The 17,762-nt window shown below is 68.0% G+C and carries 15 protein-coding genes and 1 pseudogene; 7 read left to right on the top strand and 9 right to left on the bottom strand.

Translation table 11 applies throughout. The features are described from left to right. The first annotated feature begins 715 nt into the window (after window positions 1-715). On the top strand, window positions 716-1,984 hold the full coding sequence (locus tag ACWEPL_RS61245) for a cellulose binding domain-containing protein (protein WP_452442174.1): 1,269 nt from the start codon (window positions 716-718) through the stop codon (window positions 1,982-1,984). 47 nt (window positions 1,985-2,031) lie between these two features. On the opposite strand, the gene ACWEPL_RS61250 is transcribed toward ACWEPL_RS61245, so the two are convergent. Then, window positions 2,032-2,298: a hypothetical protein gene (locus tag ACWEPL_RS61250; RefSeq protein WP_452442175.1), complete on the bottom strand. Its 267-nt coding sequence runs from the start codon at window positions 2,296-2,298 to the stop codon at window positions 2,032-2,034. A 703-nt stretch (window positions 2,299-3,001) separates the two neighbouring features. Between ACWEPL_RS61250 and ACWEPL_RS61255 the strand changes: the two genes are divergently transcribed. Next, entirely contained in the window at window positions 3,002-3,328 is a 327-nt protein-coding gene (locus ACWEPL_RS61255) for an aldo/keto reductase (protein ID WP_452442176.1), read from the top strand. 62 nt (window positions 3,329-3,390) lie between these two features. On the opposite strand, the gene ACWEPL_RS61260 is transcribed toward ACWEPL_RS61255, so the two are convergent. Beyond that, window positions 3,391-5,370, bottom strand: coding sequence for an alpha-L-fucosidase (locus tag ACWEPL_RS61260; protein ID WP_452442177.1), 1,980 nt, complete (start codon window positions 5,368-5,370; stop codon window positions 3,391-3,393). A gap of 505 nt (window positions 5,371-5,875) precedes the next feature. On the opposite strand from ACWEPL_RS61260, the gene ACWEPL_RS61265 reads away from it, so the two are divergent. Further along, window positions 5,876-7,342: an RICIN domain-containing protein gene (locus ACWEPL_RS61265; RefSeq protein ID WP_452442178.1), complete on the top strand. Its 1,467-nt coding sequence runs from the start codon at window positions 5,876-5,878 to the stop codon at window positions 7,340-7,342. Window positions 7,343-7,667: 325 nt separating this feature from the next. Here ACWEPL_RS61265 and ACWEPL_RS61270 read toward each other — a convergent pair whose 3' ends face one another. After that, entirely contained in the window at window positions 7,668-8,666 is a 999-nt protein-coding gene (locus ACWEPL_RS61270; RefSeq protein ID WP_452442179.1) for a LacI family DNA-binding transcriptional regulator, read from the bottom strand. 68 nt (window positions 8,667-8,734) lie between these two features. Between ACWEPL_RS61270 and ACWEPL_RS61275 the strand changes: the two are divergent. Together ACWEPL_RS61275 and ACWEPL_RS61280 are read left to right on the top strand one after the other, a co-directional pair. Then, a pseudogene (locus tag ACWEPL_RS61275) lies at window positions 8,735-8,818 on the top strand (arabinofuranosidase catalytic domain-containing protein); the annotation flags it as partial. 70 nt (window positions 8,819-8,888) lie between these two features. Then, window positions 8,889-9,242, top strand: a complete 354-nt coding sequence (locus tag ACWEPL_RS61280) for an AbfB domain-containing protein (RefSeq protein WP_452442187.1) — start codon at window positions 8,889-8,891, stop codon at window positions 9,240-9,242. 296 nt (window positions 9,243-9,538) lie between these two features. Here ACWEPL_RS61280 and ACWEPL_RS61285 read toward each other — a convergent pair whose 3' ends face one another. The 3 genes from ACWEPL_RS61285 to ACWEPL_RS61295 form a co-directional block, all read right to left on the bottom strand. After that, entirely contained in the window at window positions 9,539-10,330 is a 792-nt protein-coding gene (locus ACWEPL_RS61285) for a maleylpyruvate isomerase N-terminal domain-containing protein (RefSeq protein WP_452442180.1), read from the bottom strand. A gap of 31 nt (window positions 10,331-10,361) precedes the next feature. Continuing rightward, window positions 10,362-11,150, bottom strand: a complete 789-nt coding sequence (locus ACWEPL_RS61290) for a redoxin domain-containing protein (RefSeq protein WP_452442181.1) — start codon at window positions 11,148-11,150, stop codon at window positions 10,362-10,364. A 309-nt stretch (window positions 11,151-11,459) separates the two neighbouring features. Further along, window positions 11,460-12,875 (bottom strand): glycoside hydrolase family 30 protein, encoded by a 1,416-nt coding sequence (locus tag ACWEPL_RS61295; RefSeq protein ID WP_452442182.1) that lies wholly within the window; start codon window positions 12,873-12,875, stop codon window positions 11,460-11,462. A 268-nt stretch (window positions 12,876-13,143) separates the two neighbouring features. On the opposite strand from ACWEPL_RS61295, the gene ACWEPL_RS61300 reads away from it, so the two are divergent. Continuing rightward, the gene (locus ACWEPL_RS61300) at window positions 13,144-14,109 is read left to right on the top strand and encodes a LacI family DNA-binding transcriptional regulator (RefSeq protein ID WP_452442188.1); all 966 of its coding nucleotides are present in this window, start codon (window positions 13,144-13,146) and stop codon (window positions 14,107-14,109) included. Between the two features lie 73 nt (window positions 14,110-14,182). Further along, complete coding sequence (locus ACWEPL_RS61305) at window positions 14,183-15,469, top strand: glycoside hydrolase family 30 protein (protein ID WP_452442183.1); 1,287 nt, start codon at window positions 14,183-14,185, stop codon at window positions 15,467-15,469. Window positions 15,470-15,533: 64 nt separating this feature from the next. On the opposite strand, the gene ACWEPL_RS61310 is transcribed toward ACWEPL_RS61305, so the two are convergent. The 3 genes from ACWEPL_RS61310 to ACWEPL_RS61320 all read right to left on the bottom strand — a co-directional run. Next, on the bottom strand, window positions 15,534-16,259 hold the full coding sequence (locus ACWEPL_RS61310) for a cupin domain-containing protein (RefSeq protein WP_452442184.1): 726 nt from the start codon (window positions 16,257-16,259) through the stop codon (window positions 15,534-15,536). Beyond that, complete coding sequence (locus ACWEPL_RS61315) at window positions 16,256-17,164, bottom strand: DUF6807 domain-containing protein (RefSeq protein WP_452442185.1); 909 nt, start codon at window positions 17,162-17,164, stop codon at window positions 16,256-16,258. The genes ACWEPL_RS61310 and ACWEPL_RS61315 overlap by 4 nt, the downstream gene beginning before the upstream one ends. After that, window positions 17,157-17,762, bottom strand: a 606-nt coding sequence (locus ACWEPL_RS61320) for a Gfo/Idh/MocA family protein (protein WP_452442186.1), incomplete at its 5' end; no start/stop codon positions are given. The genes ACWEPL_RS61320 and ACWEPL_RS61315, both read right to left, overlap by 8 nt.

Here is a 17,762-nt window from a genome sequence, read left to right on the forward strand (position 1 = left end):
CGGGCCGCCTGTGGCCACCAGGACGGCAAGCGCCACGACCGCTAAGGCGGTCAACAAGGGTCTACGTCTGGACATCGCGCAACTCTCTCTGCCGATCCGGTGTCGGCGTACGTCGATGGGAGGAACAGTCGCAGGGGGTTGAAGGCGCCCTCCGGTCGGCATGCCGCTCTGCCGTCGGCCGAGCCGCCGCAGCGTGGCGACCGACCGTTGTCTCAGCGCGGGGCCGTGACGATGGTGTGGCCCAGGTCAACGCGGTGACGAGCGCCACCGTGACACGCCTGGCCGCGGCTGCGGGCGAGTGCCGCGTACGGCGGGCGGGCAGGGCGAGGTCTGCTGCATGTTCCTTCTCCTGGGGGTGGAGACACGGCTGGACGAGGGGGGCCTCCGTGTCGGGCGGCATCGGCGGCGGAACTGCTCGGAGCCGATCCGGAAATGCGTTATCGGTAACACCACGATGTAGGGCTGCGCCCGCCGCATTGTCAAGGCGCGGTGAAAGTTTCATCGTGGCTCGTCGGCGGCCATCGCGACCGCATCCCTGGTCAAAAACGTGCGGAAGGCGTCCTGCCGGAGAGCGGTCCCCGAGGGGAGAAGGCTCGATCTTGACAGGCCCCACCGGCGTCATATTTGCTCCGCTGCACCACACCTCAGTCCTTTGAAGGGGGATAGGACGGCCTCATGTGTGATCGATCACATACCGCCCTAGAAGGAGCAGTAGATGGTTTCCCTGTCACGGCATAGATCCTTCTTCACCGCCATCGCGATCGCATCGCTGCTCGTCCTGGGCGCGGGACGACCGGCGATGAGTGCCGACTCCAGCACAACCACGCCGTCCGGCACCGCTGCGGCGACTGCCGGGTGCGGGAAGGCCCCAACGCTGAGGAACGGCACGAACCAGATTCAGAGCGGTGGCAAGAGCCGCACTTACATCCTGCGGATCCCCGACAATTACAACAGCAGCCACCCTTATCGGTTGATCTTCGGTCTCCACTGGTGGGGCGGCACTGCCACGGACGTGGCCACGGGCCAGACCGTGCAGCGGGACGTCTGGGCCTACTACGGCCTGCAGCGGCTGGCGAACAACAGCACGATCTTCGTCGCGCCCCAGGGGCTCGACAACGGCTGGGCCAATGCCGGAGGCGAGGACGTGACCTTCGTCGACGACATGATCAGGCAGATCGAGGCGGATCTCTGCGTCGACACGACGCAGCGCTTCGCCGTGGGGTTCAGTTACGGCGGAGCCATGAGTTTCGCACTGGCATGTGCCCGGCCGAATGTCTTCCGCGCGGTCGCGGCCCAATCCGCCCCAGGGCAGATCAGCGGGTGCAGCGGTGGCACCCAGCCCGTCGCATACCTCGGGGTTCATGGCATCAGGGACAACATCTCCGCTGGAAGATCGTTGCGCGACAGGTTCGTCAGGAACAACGGCTGCACCGCCCAGAACCCGCCCGAGCCGGCACAGGGCAGCCTGACGCACAGGGTCACCACCTACTCCGGGTGCTCGGCCGGGCATCCGGTCGTCTGGGCGGCGTTCGACGAAGGTCACATCGCCGCGCCACAGGACGGGGCCGGCGGCGACAGCGGCTCGCGGACCTGGGTCCCGGCAGAGGTGTGGAAGTTCTTCACCCAGTTCCAGAGCGGCCAGGACCCTGATCCGGACCCGGGGACCGGAGCCTGCCGGGTCGCCACCACCGTCAACTCCTGGAACAGCGGCCTGACCGCGGACATGACCGTCACCAATACCGGCACCGCCGCGATCAACGGCTGGTCCCTGGCCTTCACACTGCCCGGCGGGCAGGCCATCACCTCCGGCTGGAACGCCACGTACTCGCCCGCCTCCGGTCAGGTGACGGCCAGGAACGTCTCGTACAACGCCAACATCGCTCCAGGCGCATCGATCAGCATCGGCTTCCAGGCCACCCACACCGGAAACCCTGCCAAGCCGACCTCATTCACCCTCAACGGCGCGACCTGCACCGCTGCCTGATAGGCAGCGTCCGCTACTGGGCCGGGCGCGAGTTTCGGGGCGCTGGATCAGCCCGTCCCGGCGGGCCCGACGTCGAACTTGCCGAGGCTGGGCGCCCACCGGACATGTACGCGCTGATGGCGGGCCTCACCGGACCGGCTGAGGCCCGTCATTCCCGGACGAAGGAGCACCCATGTTGGAGCAAGGCGCTGCCGCCGCTGGGCCGCGGTGATCGTCATCCGGGTGACGGCCCTCCTGGGCAGCATGACGGTCAGCCTCGACACGGCTGCCTCAGCCGCCGTCGTGGACACCAACGCCTGGTACGCGTTGGTCATGAGAGATAACGGAGTTGCTCGTGGGTGATCGGGCAGGCTTCGGGTTGGTAGCCGCTGGCGGGTGAGCATTCCGGGGTCCTGGACCTTGAGTCCTGTCCAAAGACCGTGTCCCTGCCAGTAGCGGGTTGCTCAATGTCTGTCCTGGGTGGCAGGCGCCGTGCCCTCGCCACGGCTGTGCGGACAGTGGTCAGCCTTGCGCGGAGAGGGACACGTGGTCCCAGTCGGCTCAGGTCCGCAGGCGCTGGTCGTACAGGGTCTTCATCAACTGGGTGGGCTGCTCGCCGAAGAGCACCCGCAGAGGTGGGTAGTCTGGGCCGACGATCATCAGAAGGGCGGAACCGGAGGTGGCGGGATTACCAGGGCTGCTGGAGCCTCTTCGGGCAGCCAGGACGGCCCTGACGCTGTCGTAGGCGGAGTCGGGTTCGGCATGGACGGCGGAAGAACCCGGCCCAGTTAGTGCTGAAGCCACCGATGTCGCCGATCGTGGAGATCTGGACGATGTGCCCGAAGCCTTGCGCGCGCAGGTGGGGCAGGACCGCCTGGGTGACCCGACGGAGCCGAACCCGCCGGGCGTAATCGTCGCGCCCAAGGCGAGAACAGCCCATACCTGCCCAGGTGTCTTCGTGCCGGTCGGCCGCCCCGCCTACCTCAAGCAGCAGGGCAAGGTGCGCCGCATCATGGTGTTGCAGCTGCAAGAGGCGCGGTGGATCACCGAGATCGCCAGCGTCCAGAACCTCTACAACCTCGTCAACCCGCCAATCGCAGGCCGTCTTGGACTACGCGACCGCCGAGGGCTTCGCCTTCATTCCCTGGTTCCCGATCGCCACCGGGCGGCCTCGCCCAGCCAGGCAGCCCGGTCGCGGAGATCGCGGCTGAGGTCGGCGCGACGCCGGCTCAGGTCGCCCCGGCCTGGCTGCTGCACATCTCCCCGGTCGTGCTGCCGATTCCCGGCACCACGTCTCTGGAACACCTCGCCGAGAACCTGCGGGCCCCAAGCTCGCCTTGCCGGACGACGAGGTGGCACGGCTGAACGCGCTTGCCTGACCGCACCGCTGGCGCCGGCCCCGAGCAGGTCGAAGTGCGATGGGCCGATCAGACGGCGGTGATGGTCCATTGGAGATTGGTGCTGGAGTCGGGACTCCACAGCTTCACATTGGAGCCGACGGTGGTGTTGCCGCCGCTGTCCAGCGCGGTGCCGGTACCGCGGTTGATGATCTGGTAGCGGCCGTTGCCGAGGTTGTTGAGTCTCCATTGCTGGTTGTTGCCGCCGTTCCAGGCGGCTTGCACGCAGGAGGCGCCGTTGGCGGCGTTGCCCCCGCTGTCGGCGACCATGCCGTTGGTGCGGTTGACGAGCCGGTGGTACCCGTTGCCCAGGTCGGCCAGCTGCCACTGCAGGTTGGTGCTGCCGTCGTAGGTCCACTGCTTGAGCGCCGAGCCGGAGGCGACGTTGCCGCCGCTGTCGAGGACGAGGTTGGTGGTGACGTTGGTGATCCGCACCCAGGTGGTCGGGAGAGGGCCCGAGCCCAGGGCGGGAATCTGGCCGTTGAAGGACAGCTTGACCACATACGCCGGGGCGCTGAACGGCGCCGTGGACGAGGGCATGGAGATGTGCAGGGCGGAACCGTCCTGGGTGCGGTTGGGCAGGTTGATGTATGAGCCGGCCGTGGGGCCCAGGAGTTGCGCCGAGGCCAGGTTGCCGAGGTTGATCCGGTTCGAGTTCAGCGTCGTGATGTCCAGGGTGCCGCCGGGCCAGCCCAGCACGGTGGCGTACAGCACGGTGCCGTCCTTGCTGCGGGTGAAGCGGATGTCCCGGTTGGTTCCCGGTCGTGGCTCGACGAAGGAACCTCCGCCCATCTTGGTCGGGCCCTCGCCGTAGCTCGTCCAGGCCCGGGTGGCGTAGATGGATTCACCGAAACGCTTCAGATAGTCCCCGATGCCCAGCAGGATCGACCGCTGCCCGGACGGGATGGTGCCGTCGGCCATGGGGGCGATGTTCAGCAGCATGTTGCCGTTCTTGCTGACCCGGTCGATCAGCGCGTGCAGCATGGCGTTGAGCGAGTAGTAGCCGATGCCCACGGTGTAGCACCAGCTGGAGCTGGAGATGCTGTCGTCGGTCAGCCAGAAGGGACTCTGGATGTCCGCCGGCCCGCCGCGTTCGTAGTCGAAGACCTCGCCCCTGGTGTTGAACCCGTCCTTGTAGGTGGCGACCACGTCCTTGTTCCAGGCGATGGCCTGGTTGTAGTAGGAGGCGAGGAAGTTCAGGCGCTGGGACTCGGGGACCTGGCTCAGGTTGAAGTCCTGCCAGATGATGTCGGGCTGGTAGCCGTCGATGACCTCCTTGAGCTTGTCGTACCAGAGCTGGTTCTCCGTGGCCCTGTCGAGCTGGCCGTACAGCTTCCTGAGGGTGGTGGTGGACTGCGACGGCGCCCACTGGTAGAAGCCGGTGAAGTTGAATGCGTGGTGCAGGGACACCAGCAACTTCAGGCCCTTGGCCCGGATGGCGTCGGCGTGTAACCGCAGCAGGTCGAGCCTGGGCCCGGTGGCCACCGAGTTCCACTCGTTCACCCTGCTGTTCCACATCGAATAACCGTCATGGTGTTCGGCCACCGGTCCCGCGAATTTGGCACCGGCGTCGGCGAACAGCTGGGCCCACTCGTTGGGGTCGAAGTTGCCGCCGGCGGACTTCAGCTTCGGCGCGAACTGCACCCAGTTGCCTGCCTTGTCCCGGGCGCCATTGATGAAGTTGTGGTACGGCCACACCGAGGGATCACCGAAGACGCTCTTGTGGTGATTGTTCTCGTTTGAGCCGTTGTTGTACATGTTGCGCGGATACCACTCGTTGGCGAACGCGGGGACGCTGAAGACTCCCCAGTGGAAGTAGATGCCGAACTTTGCGTCCTGGAACCACTCCGGAGCCGGCGGGTGCTGATCGAGCGATGACCACGTCGGGGTGTAGCTGCTCGGAGCACTGACGGCTCGCGCGGTGCCGACGCCCAGCAGGCCGCCGGCCGTGGCGATCCCGGCGGTGGTGAGCAGCCTGCGGCGACTGAACGGGAATGATGACGATGCCATGGGCGGAACCTCTCAGGAGGGGGAAGCCCCTGTCAGGGGTTGAAGAGGTTGTGAAAATCCATAGAGCGACGTAGATGGGTGAGGCGTGAGCTTCAGTGGGTGTTAGCGATAACATAAATTCACGTCGGCTCTCCCGCAAGCGTTGGATCCTCCGCTGACAGGCGACTGAGATCTTGAATGATGGCGACAGCCCCGGTGGTCTGGGCCGCCCTTCGTGCCGAGCTTGCCGAAAGGCCCGGTGCGGCAGCGGCCAAATGGGCAGCGCAGAAGAGGAAATCCCAGTTGAAGGGGAACGCCGTCTTGCGGGGGAGGTACGGCCGACCCCGCGAAGTCGCCACATCGGCCAGGTAGTAGGGGCGGAAAGAGCATGTCCGGAAGAGGGTCCGGGAGCACTTGGCCGAATGGCCCGGTCGTGAATCTTTCATCCAGCGGACGTGCGTTACCGCTCACATCACCCTGCTGAGGCGGCCCCGACGACGTGGCGGGATTTCGCTCCCGTTCCAAGATGAGCATCTACACGGGTGCATCGCCGTGCAGCGGCCTGTGGCACCCGCCGGACCGGCTCGGACGGCTGGGCTTGACAGGTGTGATGGAGCATCTAAACGGTGAGGTTATCGATAACGAGCAACCGGACATCTCTACGAGGCGGTGTGCTCCCGCAGCGCCGCGACCGCGCGGCGGTATGGCTCCCCGGCCTGGGACCGGCTCTTGCCCGTTGTCGGCGGCCGTGGCGCCGCTGGTCAGCGCGGCTTCAGGGCGGTGCCTGGATGTGAAGGGCAGCAGTGATGCACCGGGGACGGCGCTGGACATCTGGTCCTGCAACGTCCAGAACCAGAAATGGAGCGGCACGACTGGAGGCGGCGGCAGCACTCTCGTCGTGGACGCGGGCACCGTGGTGCGTCCGGTCACGCGGGTCGGGTCGGGAACACTGTACGGACTGTCCGACGCGAACACCCCACCGGTGTCGATCATGCAGCCGCTGAAGCTGCACCAGCACAGGCCCAACGGTTCGCCAGTTCCGGTCGGCGACACGCTGAACGTCTGGAGGAACGCCGCTGCCATCGGTGCCGTGATCACCGTCGACAGCTTCCATGGCTTCCCGTACCGGTGGACGAACTGGAACAACTGGTACAGCCGGATCGACAAGATGATCGCCGCGGCCAAGTCCGCGGGTGTCAGCAACATCGGCGCCTGGGAGCCGTGGAACGAGCCGGACTGGACCTGGCCCTCGGCGTCGGGTGTCTCCTTCAACGAGGGGTGGGTCCGCACCTACCAGCGGATCCGGCAGAGCGAGCCGAACCAGGCCATCATGGGGCCGAGCCATTCGCGGTGGGACGTCAACTGGATGCGGTCGTTCCTGAACAACGCAAAGGCGACCAACACCGTGCCTCAGATGGTGTCCTGGCATGAGCTGAGCGGATGGCAGCAGGTCACCGGCAACGTCCGGGCCTATCGGGCGCTGGAGAGAGAACTCGGCATATCGCCACGTCCTATTTCGATCAATGAGTACGCGCAGCCCGCCGAGGTCGACGTGCCCAGCAGCGCGAACCACTACGTGGGGCAGTTCGAGCGCGAAGGCGTGCGCGACGCGGAGCGGGCCTTCTGGTACGAGTGGGGCACCCTCAACGGGCAGCCCACCGCGTCGTACTGGATGTACAAGTGGTACAGGGATCAGACCGGCAACATCGTCAAGGTCACCCCCACCGCGTACGACGCGGGCGGCAGGACTTTCAGCGTGGTCTTCGGCGGTCAGACCGGGAACAACTCGATCCGAGTGGACGGCATCGGCGGCCTGGGCTCGTCGGTCACCGCGTCCCTCGAGTCGGTGCCCGGGTCGGGACGCACGACGAATGCGTCCGGAGCGACCTGGGTGTGGTCGAACGTGTACACCGTGACCAACGGGAGCGTCACCGTCCCGATCGCGAGCCGGAACGCCGACGGCGCCTACCGCCTGGTCCTGACACCGGGATGAGCCGATGACGGGAGGGCCGTGGGCGTCCCTCGGATGCCGCCGGCATTTCTCCCGCTCCAGGTGGACCAGGGCACTGGCATGGTTGCGGCGCCGAGAACAGGCCGTGGCCGAGCGGGACCGCGCCGTGGTGGATATAGCCGGTGGCCTGATCTCGACAACGTGCGTACGGGTCGAGGGCGGTCAGCGGGCTGCCCCCTGCTCAGAGGGGCAGCCGGGCCATCAATGCGGGACGCACAGGCTCCGTTGCGCGTGAAAGGCGAACGTGTGCGCATGCCTTACTCCTCCTCGAGCGCCAGATGGGGGAGAGACGCGGAGGTCGGGCAGGTCAGGCCCGTGCTGGGCCGCTGCTCTCCCGCACGATGAGTTCCGGCTCGCTCCACTCGGGGACGGCCGACGCGGCCTCCGGCGCCAGCCTGCGATACAGCAGACCGAAGCAGGCTCGGCCGAGTCCTTCGAAGTCGAGCCGGACGGTGGTGAGTGAGGGGTTGAGGTAGGCCGCAGGTGGGGAGTCGTCGAAGCCGACCACACTCAGGTCGCCAGGGATATCTCGCCCGGCTTCGCGCGCAGCTCGCATGACGCCCAGCGCGAGATCGTCGTTGCCGCACAGGACGGCGGTCACCGAGCGGTCGGCCACTAAGGAGCGTACTGAGAGATAGCCGGAGCGGGGGGTCCAGCCGCCCTGCAGCGGCTCGGGAACGGGGAGTCCGGCAGCACGCAGCGCATCCTGCCATCCTCTGGTCCGTTGGGCGAGCGGACTGGTGGAGGAGGGCATGGCCAGGTAGTGGACGGTTCGGTGCCCCAGGCTCAGCAGGTAGCGGGTCGCGTGCGCGGCGGCGGCCCGATCGTCCAGCCAGACCTGCCATGGGTCGGCGTCCGGGTCGTCGTCGGAGCGGTATGCGACGGCGGCTGCCATCGGGACGTCCGGCGGCAGCGCGCGGAGCGCGCTCACTCCCACCTCATCGAAGGCGATCACCATGACCGGCTCCCCTGGCCGATTGAGCCTCAGGGCGATGTCCGTCTGCTGGGAGGCCGCGTCGAGCACGCTGATTCCCACCGAGAAACCGGCCGCCCTGGCCGCCTCCTCCATGCCGCGCAAGGTGGCGGCCGCGCCGTACAGGGCGGTGTCGGAGGTCAGCACGGTCACCGCGCGTGCTGGGCCGCCGGCCAACGTCTGAGCGAGCCGGTTGGGGCGATAGCCGAGATCGTCGATGACTTTCAGGACCTTGGCCCGGGTCGGCTCGCTGACCCGGGCCTTGCCGTTGATGACACGGGAGACGGTCTGTTGAGAGACGCCGGCCACCCGCGCTATGTCCCAGATGCTCACGGATCGGCCACGAGGAGGATCATCCGCTGGCATGTGACCGGTAACGCCCATGATTCAGAGCCTACTTGATGGCGGCCGCCGGCACCTTCTACGAAGGCGTGATGACCTCCGGCTATCCGTCTGACGCCACCGAGAACGCGGTCCAGGCCGACATCGTCGCCCGGCTACACGACGTCATCAGGCGGCCCCGGTGGAACGCTCACCCCCGGCTCGTCGATCTCGCTGCGCGCGACGACGGCCTGCTGCACCAACCGCTACGTTCGCCACCAGAACGACCAAGTCATCACGTCGGTGATCACCTCGTCCAGCTCGTCCGCCGACAAGGGCGACGCCTCGTGGATCGTGCGCAGCGGCCTGGCCAACAGCTCGTGCGTGTCGTTGGAGTCGAAGAACTACCCTGGCGACTACCTGCGGCACCGGAACTACCAGTTGCACCGGCAACACAATGACGGAAGCACGCTGTTCGCCGCGGACGTCACCTTCTGCCCGCAGACCGGCAAGAGCGGTCAGGGCACATCGCCAGCAACGGCGGCTCCCATAACTTCGACGGCTCCACCTCTTGGGCCGACGACGTGAGCTGGGTCGTCGACCAGCCCTGGGCATGGATTCCGGCGAGCCGTCACTGTTCCACGGGGCGGCTCTCCGCCGTTTCCGTTGATCCACCAGCCGCGGCTCGGACCGCGGTTGAGGCCGGCGACGGTTCCAGCCCTTGGCCGGGCCATTACACCCGCGGGACCGCCGGTCAACAGGAGCGGGCGGTCCCGGACGGGGTAGTTACCTGACGGGTGGGCAGCGAGCTGGCGCGTCCGACGTTCTTCAGCAGCGCGGCGGATCGCCAGGGACGCGTCCCGGCGGAGCACCGTCCAGGAGCATCAGTAGCCTGGGAAGACGCTGCGGAGCAGGTCGAGGTCGGCGGCGCCGGTCGTGGTCACTTTGCTGGGGGTGCGCTTGGGGGCGAGGCGGCCTGCGACAAGCCGAAGCCATGCCTCGGCGGGTAGGGTGATCGTGCCGTCGGGCTGCTCGGGCACGTCGAAGTCCACGCTGATCGGCGCCTGCAGGCGCAGTGCGAAGACGGAGGCGGGCTCAGCCGTCGTGACCTGGAGGACTGCACTTCGGCCGTCCAGCTTGTCTGCTTTGCCGATCCAGGCGAGCAGGTCAGGCTCCCCGTGCAGGAGGGCCGCGCTGGCGTCCGGGGCCAGCGCGGCGTGCTCGTCGAAGCCGACGCGGACGTCCCACGAGTGCAGGGCGAACTCACTGAGGCGCATTCGTGCCGCGGTTGCCACGTCGACCGGTGCGGGCAGGAAGCCCAATTCGATGCGGAGTTTCTCGCGGGTGTCGGCATCCAGCGACTCGTAGAAGCCGGTCAGGGTTTGGTTCGTCTGGAGAAAGGCGTCGGCACGCTCCCGCCGGGTCATGGCGTTCCACCTGTCCCAGACGGCCTGGTTGAAGTCATGGCCGGGGTTGGGCCGGCCGTCGAGGGCAGCCTGGAGGACGGCTCGGTGGATTTCGGCGCCACTGCCCAGGTGGCTGAGCACCTGTGAGATGTCCCAGTCGGCCGCGCCCGACGATCGGGCCAGGTCGCCGTCGCTGAGCTCGGACACCAGTCCGGCGAGGGTGTCGTGTCCGGTACGTAGTGCTGCGATGACCGTGTCGGCGTTTCTCATTTCTTCTCCAGAGGTTGATTGCCTGCAGGGATCAGGGTTCGTCCATGCGTCTTGGGATCATGAGGTCGATCATGGCAGCGCTGATCGCGACTGCGTGCGCGGTCGTCATCACAGCGTCCACTTCATCGACCAGGTACGGCCCGGCGAACTGGCCCTCCGCGACCCGCTTGCGGGAGTGCTCGACGCCGTCATCGGGGCCTTGGGAGGGATCGTTGGAGTTGATGTGCAGGAAGCGTACGCCGCGTGGCGCGTAGCCCCGCCCGGCCTGCTGCACTCGGTCGTGCCAGGCCCGGGAGAACGGGCAGTGGTTGCTGATGAAGACCACGACCGTGGCCTTCGCTCCCTCCTGACGCAGCGGGACTTCGACGCCCTTCACGTCCGGTAGAACGAAATCGGGTGCGGTGTCGCCCGGCCGTAGTGGCTGGGGCAGGCCGGGGGGTTCGGGCTGGTGCGCTTGCCCGGCGACACCGACGATCAGCCCGTCGTCCAAAGCGAACGTGAAGTCCATGGCATCCATCGTCTGCGACGGAGCGCCCGGGACGAACACCCGCATCTGCGCTCCGGGGCCGGTGGCACGAACTGTCACCCGCCCATCCGCGCCTCCGGGCAGCACGCTCAAGTCGATCTCGCCGAGCCAACCGGCGGGCATCGCGAAGGTGGCCGTGGCGACGACGGCGTCGATGCCGTGGATCTTGCGTCCGCCGAAGTCCATCACCACATCGGGCGAGAGCATGGCCCGCAGTCCTGGTGCCTGGTCGGCGGACTTCTCCGCCACGAACCAGCCCTGAACGCTGGCGGGCGCCTTGTCCAAAGACGTCACGCGGCCCCGAACCTCGCTACTGGCAGAGCGTCGCGCCAGGGGAGAGACTGCCGGCCCTGCCCAAGGGCACCTTCACCCTGACCGAGCTGTACCTGTTCGCCCATGCCGCGCTCAGCACCGGCCGCTCCCGCCACGTGGACGAGGGCACCATCGACATGGGCGCGGACGGCCGGGCCGACCCCGGCCCGCGGCGACATGAACGACACACCTTCTCGTTCCGTAGACCGTCCACTCCCTCGTGTGACCATCGGGCCGTCCGGTGCTCGCCTCCGGGCGCTTGATCGGTGTGGGTGGGGGAAGCCGGGCGGCTCAGTCGTGTTGCGGGTGGCTGCTGACCAGCGTGGTGAGCGACCTCGGTGCGAGAGTGACCGAAGTGTTGGGCCCGCGCTTGGAGACGAGAGCCTGGTTCCGCTCCAGGTTGTGAGTGGAGTCGGTCAGGTAGGCAGCGGGGCGCTTCAGGTCGACGGTGGTGGTCACGGACTCGTGGGAGGTGTTGAGGATCTCGACCACTTCGGTGCCGTCGGTGTTGCGGTACGCGGAGACCTTGAGCCCGTCGCCGGTGCTGTTCACACCGAGGCGTACGGCGTCCGGCCGGATGAAGCGGCTGTAGGCGGCGAAGGCGTAGAGCCTGGATGAGACGCGGTAAGTGCCGTTGGCGTCGTCGATCTGGATCAGCGCGGCGGTCTTGCCGCGCGAGCCGCCGAGCCAGTAGACGAATCCGGTGCTGCCGGAGAGGGCGAGGGTGTTGTGGATGCGTTCGGCGATGTTGATGCCGTCGGTGACCTTGCCGCTGTCCCAGGTTTCGTTCCAGCCGTCCGCGACGCTTGACGGAGCCCACTCCGACATCCAGGTGCGCTTGGACGTGGGCAGCGGGAAGTCGGCTCCGCTGGCGTAGCCGTGGCCGGACATGACGTCCAGGTGTTCGCGTGCCTCGGGGTCGTTCTCGATGGCCTGGGCGTACGCCTCGGAGCTCTTCCAGCCGATCGACTCGCAGCAGACCACGTTGAGGCCGGCCTGGTCGGCGTAGGGGCCGAAGACCTTGACGAACTCGGCCGCCTGGGCCGGCGTGAAGCGCATCGAGGCGTATTCGGTGGTCCAGTCCGGTTCGTTCAGGAAGGCGATGTCGGAGATCTTGATGCCTTCCTGCTGGTAGAACTTCGCGTACTGCACGAGGTAGCGGGCGTAGGCCGCGCGCCAGTCGCCACTGGCACAGGTCGTGCCCTGCAGGCCGCACAGGTTGCCGCCGTTGACGTCGGTCCCGTTGGTCTTCATGTAGCCGGGGGCGCTCCAGGCGTCGGCGTAGAACCGCTTGACCCCGCGCCGCTGGGCCTCCTTGGAGAACCACACCTGCCCGCTGTCCCAGCCGTCCCAGGTGTACTTCGGCGGGGCGTCCGGGCCGCCCGGATCCGCCGGCTGGATGGACAGCATGGAGTCGTAGACGTTCGTGGCCGAGGAGCCGATGCCGAGGCGCAGGATGCTGGGCGCGGCGCCCTTGCGGCGATCCAGAAGGAGGTCGAGCACCTCTTTCTGCTTGTCCGCCGGCAGGTTGTGCACGAGAGTCGCGCGCTGGAACGCGGTGGAGTAGCCGAATCCGTCGATGGTCTGATGCGTCTGGGTTCGCTGGATGTCGATATCCGGTTGAGGGGCCGCGCCGGCGCCGGCAGCCGGCCCGGCCAGGGTGATGGCGGGCGTGAGAGCCGCCACGAATGCGAGGGATCGAAGCACCCTGCTTCTCCTTAGATCTGTCCGGGGGGTGGTCGAAGTCGAGAGGAGTGACAAGTGACAACGGGTGGCGTCGCAGTGTTCGGCCAAGGAGGGAGCGATCATGGCGCCGCATAGAAGTGATCGATCACTTTACTCGCTGCTGTAGATTAGTGATCGATCACTTCTGCGTCAATGGCTTGTTGGCGGGGACCGGTTAGGCTGTGAAGCGCAGCGCGAGGAGAGGGGTCCCTTGGACGAGGCTGAGACGCCGCGCCTCACGATCCATGAGGTGGCCCGGCGTGCGGGTGTTTCGCATCAGACGGTTTCTCGGTATTTCCGCCACAACGAGAGCTTGAAACCGGCCACCCGCGCGAAGATCGATCTGGTCGTTCAGGAGTTCAACTACCGGCCGAACCTGGTCGCGCGTTCCATGCGCACCCGGCGTACGAACCGGTTGGCGATCACCCTGCCCGCCTCCACCTACCTGTGGCCGGCGCGCGTGCTCCGCGCCGCCTCCTCCGCCGCGCACGACGAGGGCTTCCAGCTGGAGGTCGTCAGCGTCGAGGGCGATCCGCGCGCCAGGGCGGAGCGGATCTTGGAGCTGGCCGGGTCGGGGCAGGTCGAGGGCATTTTGTCGCTGACACCCCTGGAGATCGACCCCGCTGCCTCACCGGTTCCCATCGTCGTCACGGGCGACTACGACGACATGCTGCGCGGGGTCAACGAACTCGCGGACGCCTCCCCGGTCCAGGAGATCGTCGAATGTCTCGCCTCGCTCGGTCACCGGGTCTTCTTCCACATCGCGGGCGCGCAGAGCTGGCCGTCGGCCCGTAATCGCAAGGTGGTCTACGAGCAGACGATCGAGCGCCTCGGGCTCACCTCGTACGGCGTGGCCCTCGGTGACTGGAGCCCTCAATCCGGCTACGACGCCGTACGAGCGCTGCCGGACGGGTGCGGCGTGACGGCCATTGTCGCCGTGAACGACCACGTGGCCATGGGTGCCGTACGGGGAGCGCTCTCGCGCGGCTGGGGGGTTCCCGGCGAGGTCAGCGTGTTCGGCTGGGACGACGAGGAGCTGGGACGCTTCGCCACTCCCGCGCTGTCCACGGTGGCCGTGGACAGGGAGGTGCAGGGGCGGGAGGCCATGGCCAGGCTCATCGCGAAGGTACGCGGCGAGCCGGCGCCCGAGTCTCCCGTACGGTCGATCAACCGGGTCATCGTTCGTGAGACGGTCGGCCCGCCACCGCCCGCCTGAGAGTATTGAGCCGGGCAGCACCGATGTGCTAACTCTATGGCGCCATGAGTCCTTTCAGCCGAGAGCTCTGGCGATGAACGAACCATGGCCGGCCGATCCGCCGGCGATCATGATCGACGATGAGGTCCGGCATCAGACGATCGACGGGTTCGGTGTCTCCACGGCCTTCCGGCGCAACGAATTGATCAGGGCTCTGCCGCGGGACAAGCAGCGCGAGATCCTCGACTTGTGGTTCAGCCGGGAGAAGGGGGCCGGGCTCACCATCCTGCGCCTGGGCATCGGCTCGGCGCCGGCCGGCAGTCCGTACGACGACATGGTGTCGATCCAGCCGGAAGACCCCGGCGGCCCGGACGCCCCACCCAGGTACGTCTGGGACGGCGACGACAACAGCCAGGTCTGGATGGCCAAGGCCGCCCAGGAGTACGGCGTCGAGCGCTTCTTCGCGGTTCCCTGGAGCGCGCCCGGCTACATGAAGGACAACGGCGAGGAGAAGAACGGCGGCAGGCTGAAGCCCGAATGGCAGCGTGCCTATGCCGACTACCTGGTGCAGTACACGAGGTTCTACCAGCGAGAAGGCGTCCTGATCACCGACCTGGGCTTCGCGAACGAGCCCGACTGGACCGCCAAGCACGCCTCCATGCGCTTCACCCCGCAGGAGGCCACCCAGTTCGTCAAGGTGCTCGGCCCCGTCGCCTCGGGCATGCGGGTGGTGTGCTGCGAGTCGGTCGGCTGGACCGAGGCCATGGCGTACACGACCGCCATCGAGGCCGACCCCGAGGCTCGCCGCTGGGTGCAGGTCTACACCGGACACGGCTACGCCACCCCCGTGGACGGTCCGCTGCCGACGAACCGGCGCACGTGGATGTCGGAGTGGAACCCGAACGGCACCACCTGGAACGAGAACTGGTACGACGGCAGCGGCTCCGATGGCTACACGATCGCCTCAGCCGTGCACGACGCGCTCACTCTCGGCAACGTCTCGGCCTACCTGTACTGGCTGGGGGCTTCGAAGGGGAGCACCAGGGCACTGCTGCGAATCGACGAGGCGGAAGGGGTGTACCGCGTCTCGAAGCGGCTGTGGGCGGTGGCCGCGTTCAGCAGGTTCATCAGGCCGGGCGCGGTCAGGATCGGGGCCAGGGCCGCGGCGCCCTCGCTGAGGGTATGCGCGTTCCGCAACCCCGACGGTTCCCGCGTCGTCGAGGTGCTCAACACCGGCCTGGCCCCCGTCACCTGGGCGGGCGTGAGCGAGACGGCCGAGGTCTACCTGACCGACGCGACCGCCTCGCTCGACTCCCTTCCCGTCTCGGACGGGGCGGTGACGTTCCCGTCACGCGCCCTGACGACGATCGTCCTGCGCTGAGCCCCGAGCTGCCGGGCGCGCGATGCGGCGCGACCTGGCAGCTCGGCTCGGCCCTGCTGCCGGATCAGGACGCGGGCAGCGGCGTCCAGGTACGCAGCCGCCCGCACATACCGAAGGCGCGAGGACCGGGCCTGGGCGTGGTCCTGACCACGGTGGCCTGCCCAAGGTGGGCGGGATCACCGTCCGCGATGGCCGCGAGCTGCTCGCGGGTGCGCTCGGTCTCGGCCGCGACGGTCTTGTCCCACAGCTCCTTCCAGGACGCGGCCCGAGGCCGGACGATCGTCGCCGCGAGCCGATGGAAGTCCGCCAGCGCCTGCCCGCCACGCTCCTCGACGTCCTCCAGGAGCTGCCGGAACCCGTCGATCGCCAGGTCCCGCCGGGCCCGCGCGGCCTCCGCCCGCTCGTCCTCGGACCCCTGCGCCGGCAGCGTGGCCGCGGCGAGGTAGGCGTCGCGATCGCGCAGGATGTCGGCGGGGAAGGTGAGGACGGCGTCGCCGGCCTCGGGCAGCCCTGCGTTCTGCATGATCACGACCAGGCGGAGGCCGTCCTCGTTGACCAGGCGGTGGATCGTTCCCGGCGAGAACCACAACACCGTGCCCGCTTGGAGCCGGTCCCGGGCGAAGCCCGCGGCGCTGAGGGTGTGCACCTCGCCGCGGCCCGCGGTCACGACGTACGCCTCGGTCGAGACGGTGTGCAGGTGCGGGGTGCCGCCGTGCACGCCGTCGGCGCACTCCCAGTCGTAGACCGCCAGGTCGCTGATCGAGGTGCCGCCGGGGAACAGCGGAGTCACAGTGCGAACTCCGCGCCGAGCTCGTCCAGCTCTGCCCGGTCGCACATGTGGTCGATGAAGACGTAGCGGTGCGCGAGTTCGAGGGTGTCGCCGTCGGCCAGCGCGATCTCCTCGTCGAAGGAGGGAGAGGGGCTGATCACGGCGAACGCCTCCTTGCGGACGAACCACTTGATCGGCACGGGCGCGCTGGAGTGCCCGGCGATGGCCAGCACGGTGCCGCCGCCGTCGATCTCGTCGTGCTGACCCGTGATGGCGAGCCAGGGCGCCTCGGCGCCCATCATCTCCTCCCCGCCCTTCCCGCCGGCGGCGATGATCGTCCCGCCGGTCCAGGACCGGGGGCCGCGCCAGAAGAAGCCCGCGTACCCGGCCAGCGGGCGGCCGTGCGTGGTGGGGCTGCCGAACTCGAGAGTGGCGCCGCGGACGTTGAGCAGCTGCGTGGTGAAGTCCAGCGCCCAGATGCCGCGCTCGGCGTCCACGCCGTGGAAGACCTGGCGGCGCTGTTCGGTGATCCACTGCTCGCCCTGCGCCGAGACCCAGTGCAGGCTCTCCGCGACCGTCACCCGCTCTCCGTCGGAGGAGAGCTCGGCGAAGTCGATGTGGTTCATGTGGCCGAGGTTGTCGCGCCAGTGGTAGTTCTTCTCCACCGAGAACGTGGGGCCGCCCCAGAAGTTCTGCCCGGACAGGTGGGCCCAGGTCATCTGCAGGCCCTTGTGCCAGCGGTGGTCGTGCGGCCGGTAGACCGACATGGGGGCGCCGGACAGGCTGCGGATCGGGTGAATGTAAGGCTTGGGCGATTCGGCGTCGGGCGCGTCCGGGTGGTAGACGTATTGCGCGATGTCCACGTCGCCGGCGGTGACGATCAGGGAGCTGTCCTCGTCGCGGACGCTGAGCTTGATTTCAGGCATGGGTGTTCTCCTGGTGCTGGAGGCGGCTGAGAGCGGTCGGCAGGTCGCCGCCGTTGAGCGAGTGGTAGAAGGGGTTCGTCTCGTCGAGCTCGGCCCGGGTGACGGGCCGCCCCGTGATGGCCGACTGGTACATGGCCGTGATCAGCTCCATGACGCGCCTGCCGTCGGCGCCGCTGGCCGGGGGCCGCTCCCCGGCCGACATGGCGGTCAGCAGGGTGGCGAGCTGGGCGCGGTGGGAGCTGCCGGTGTTCTCGGCCGGTGCCCAGCCGGCGATTCTGTCCTGGTCGGTGACGTGCGGGGCGGGCGTCCAGCGCCAGTGGGAGTTGTCGTAGCCGTAGAGGTGCTCGACCTCGACGGTGGCGTCGCCGAAGTCGAAGCGCAGGTAGCTCGTCTCGCGGGGGGACAGCACGCTGTTCACGATCGAGCCGACGGCGCCGGAGGCGAACCGGACGATCGCGAACGACACGTCCTCGGTCTCGACCCTGCGGCCGAGCGTCGCCGCCACGGCGTGCACCTCGTGCCAGTCACCGAGCAGGCTGAGCAGGAGATCCATCTGGTGGATGCCATGGCCCATGGTCGGGCCGCCGCCCTCGGTCTC

Source organism: Nonomuraea sp. NPDC004186 (assembly GCF_053603495.1).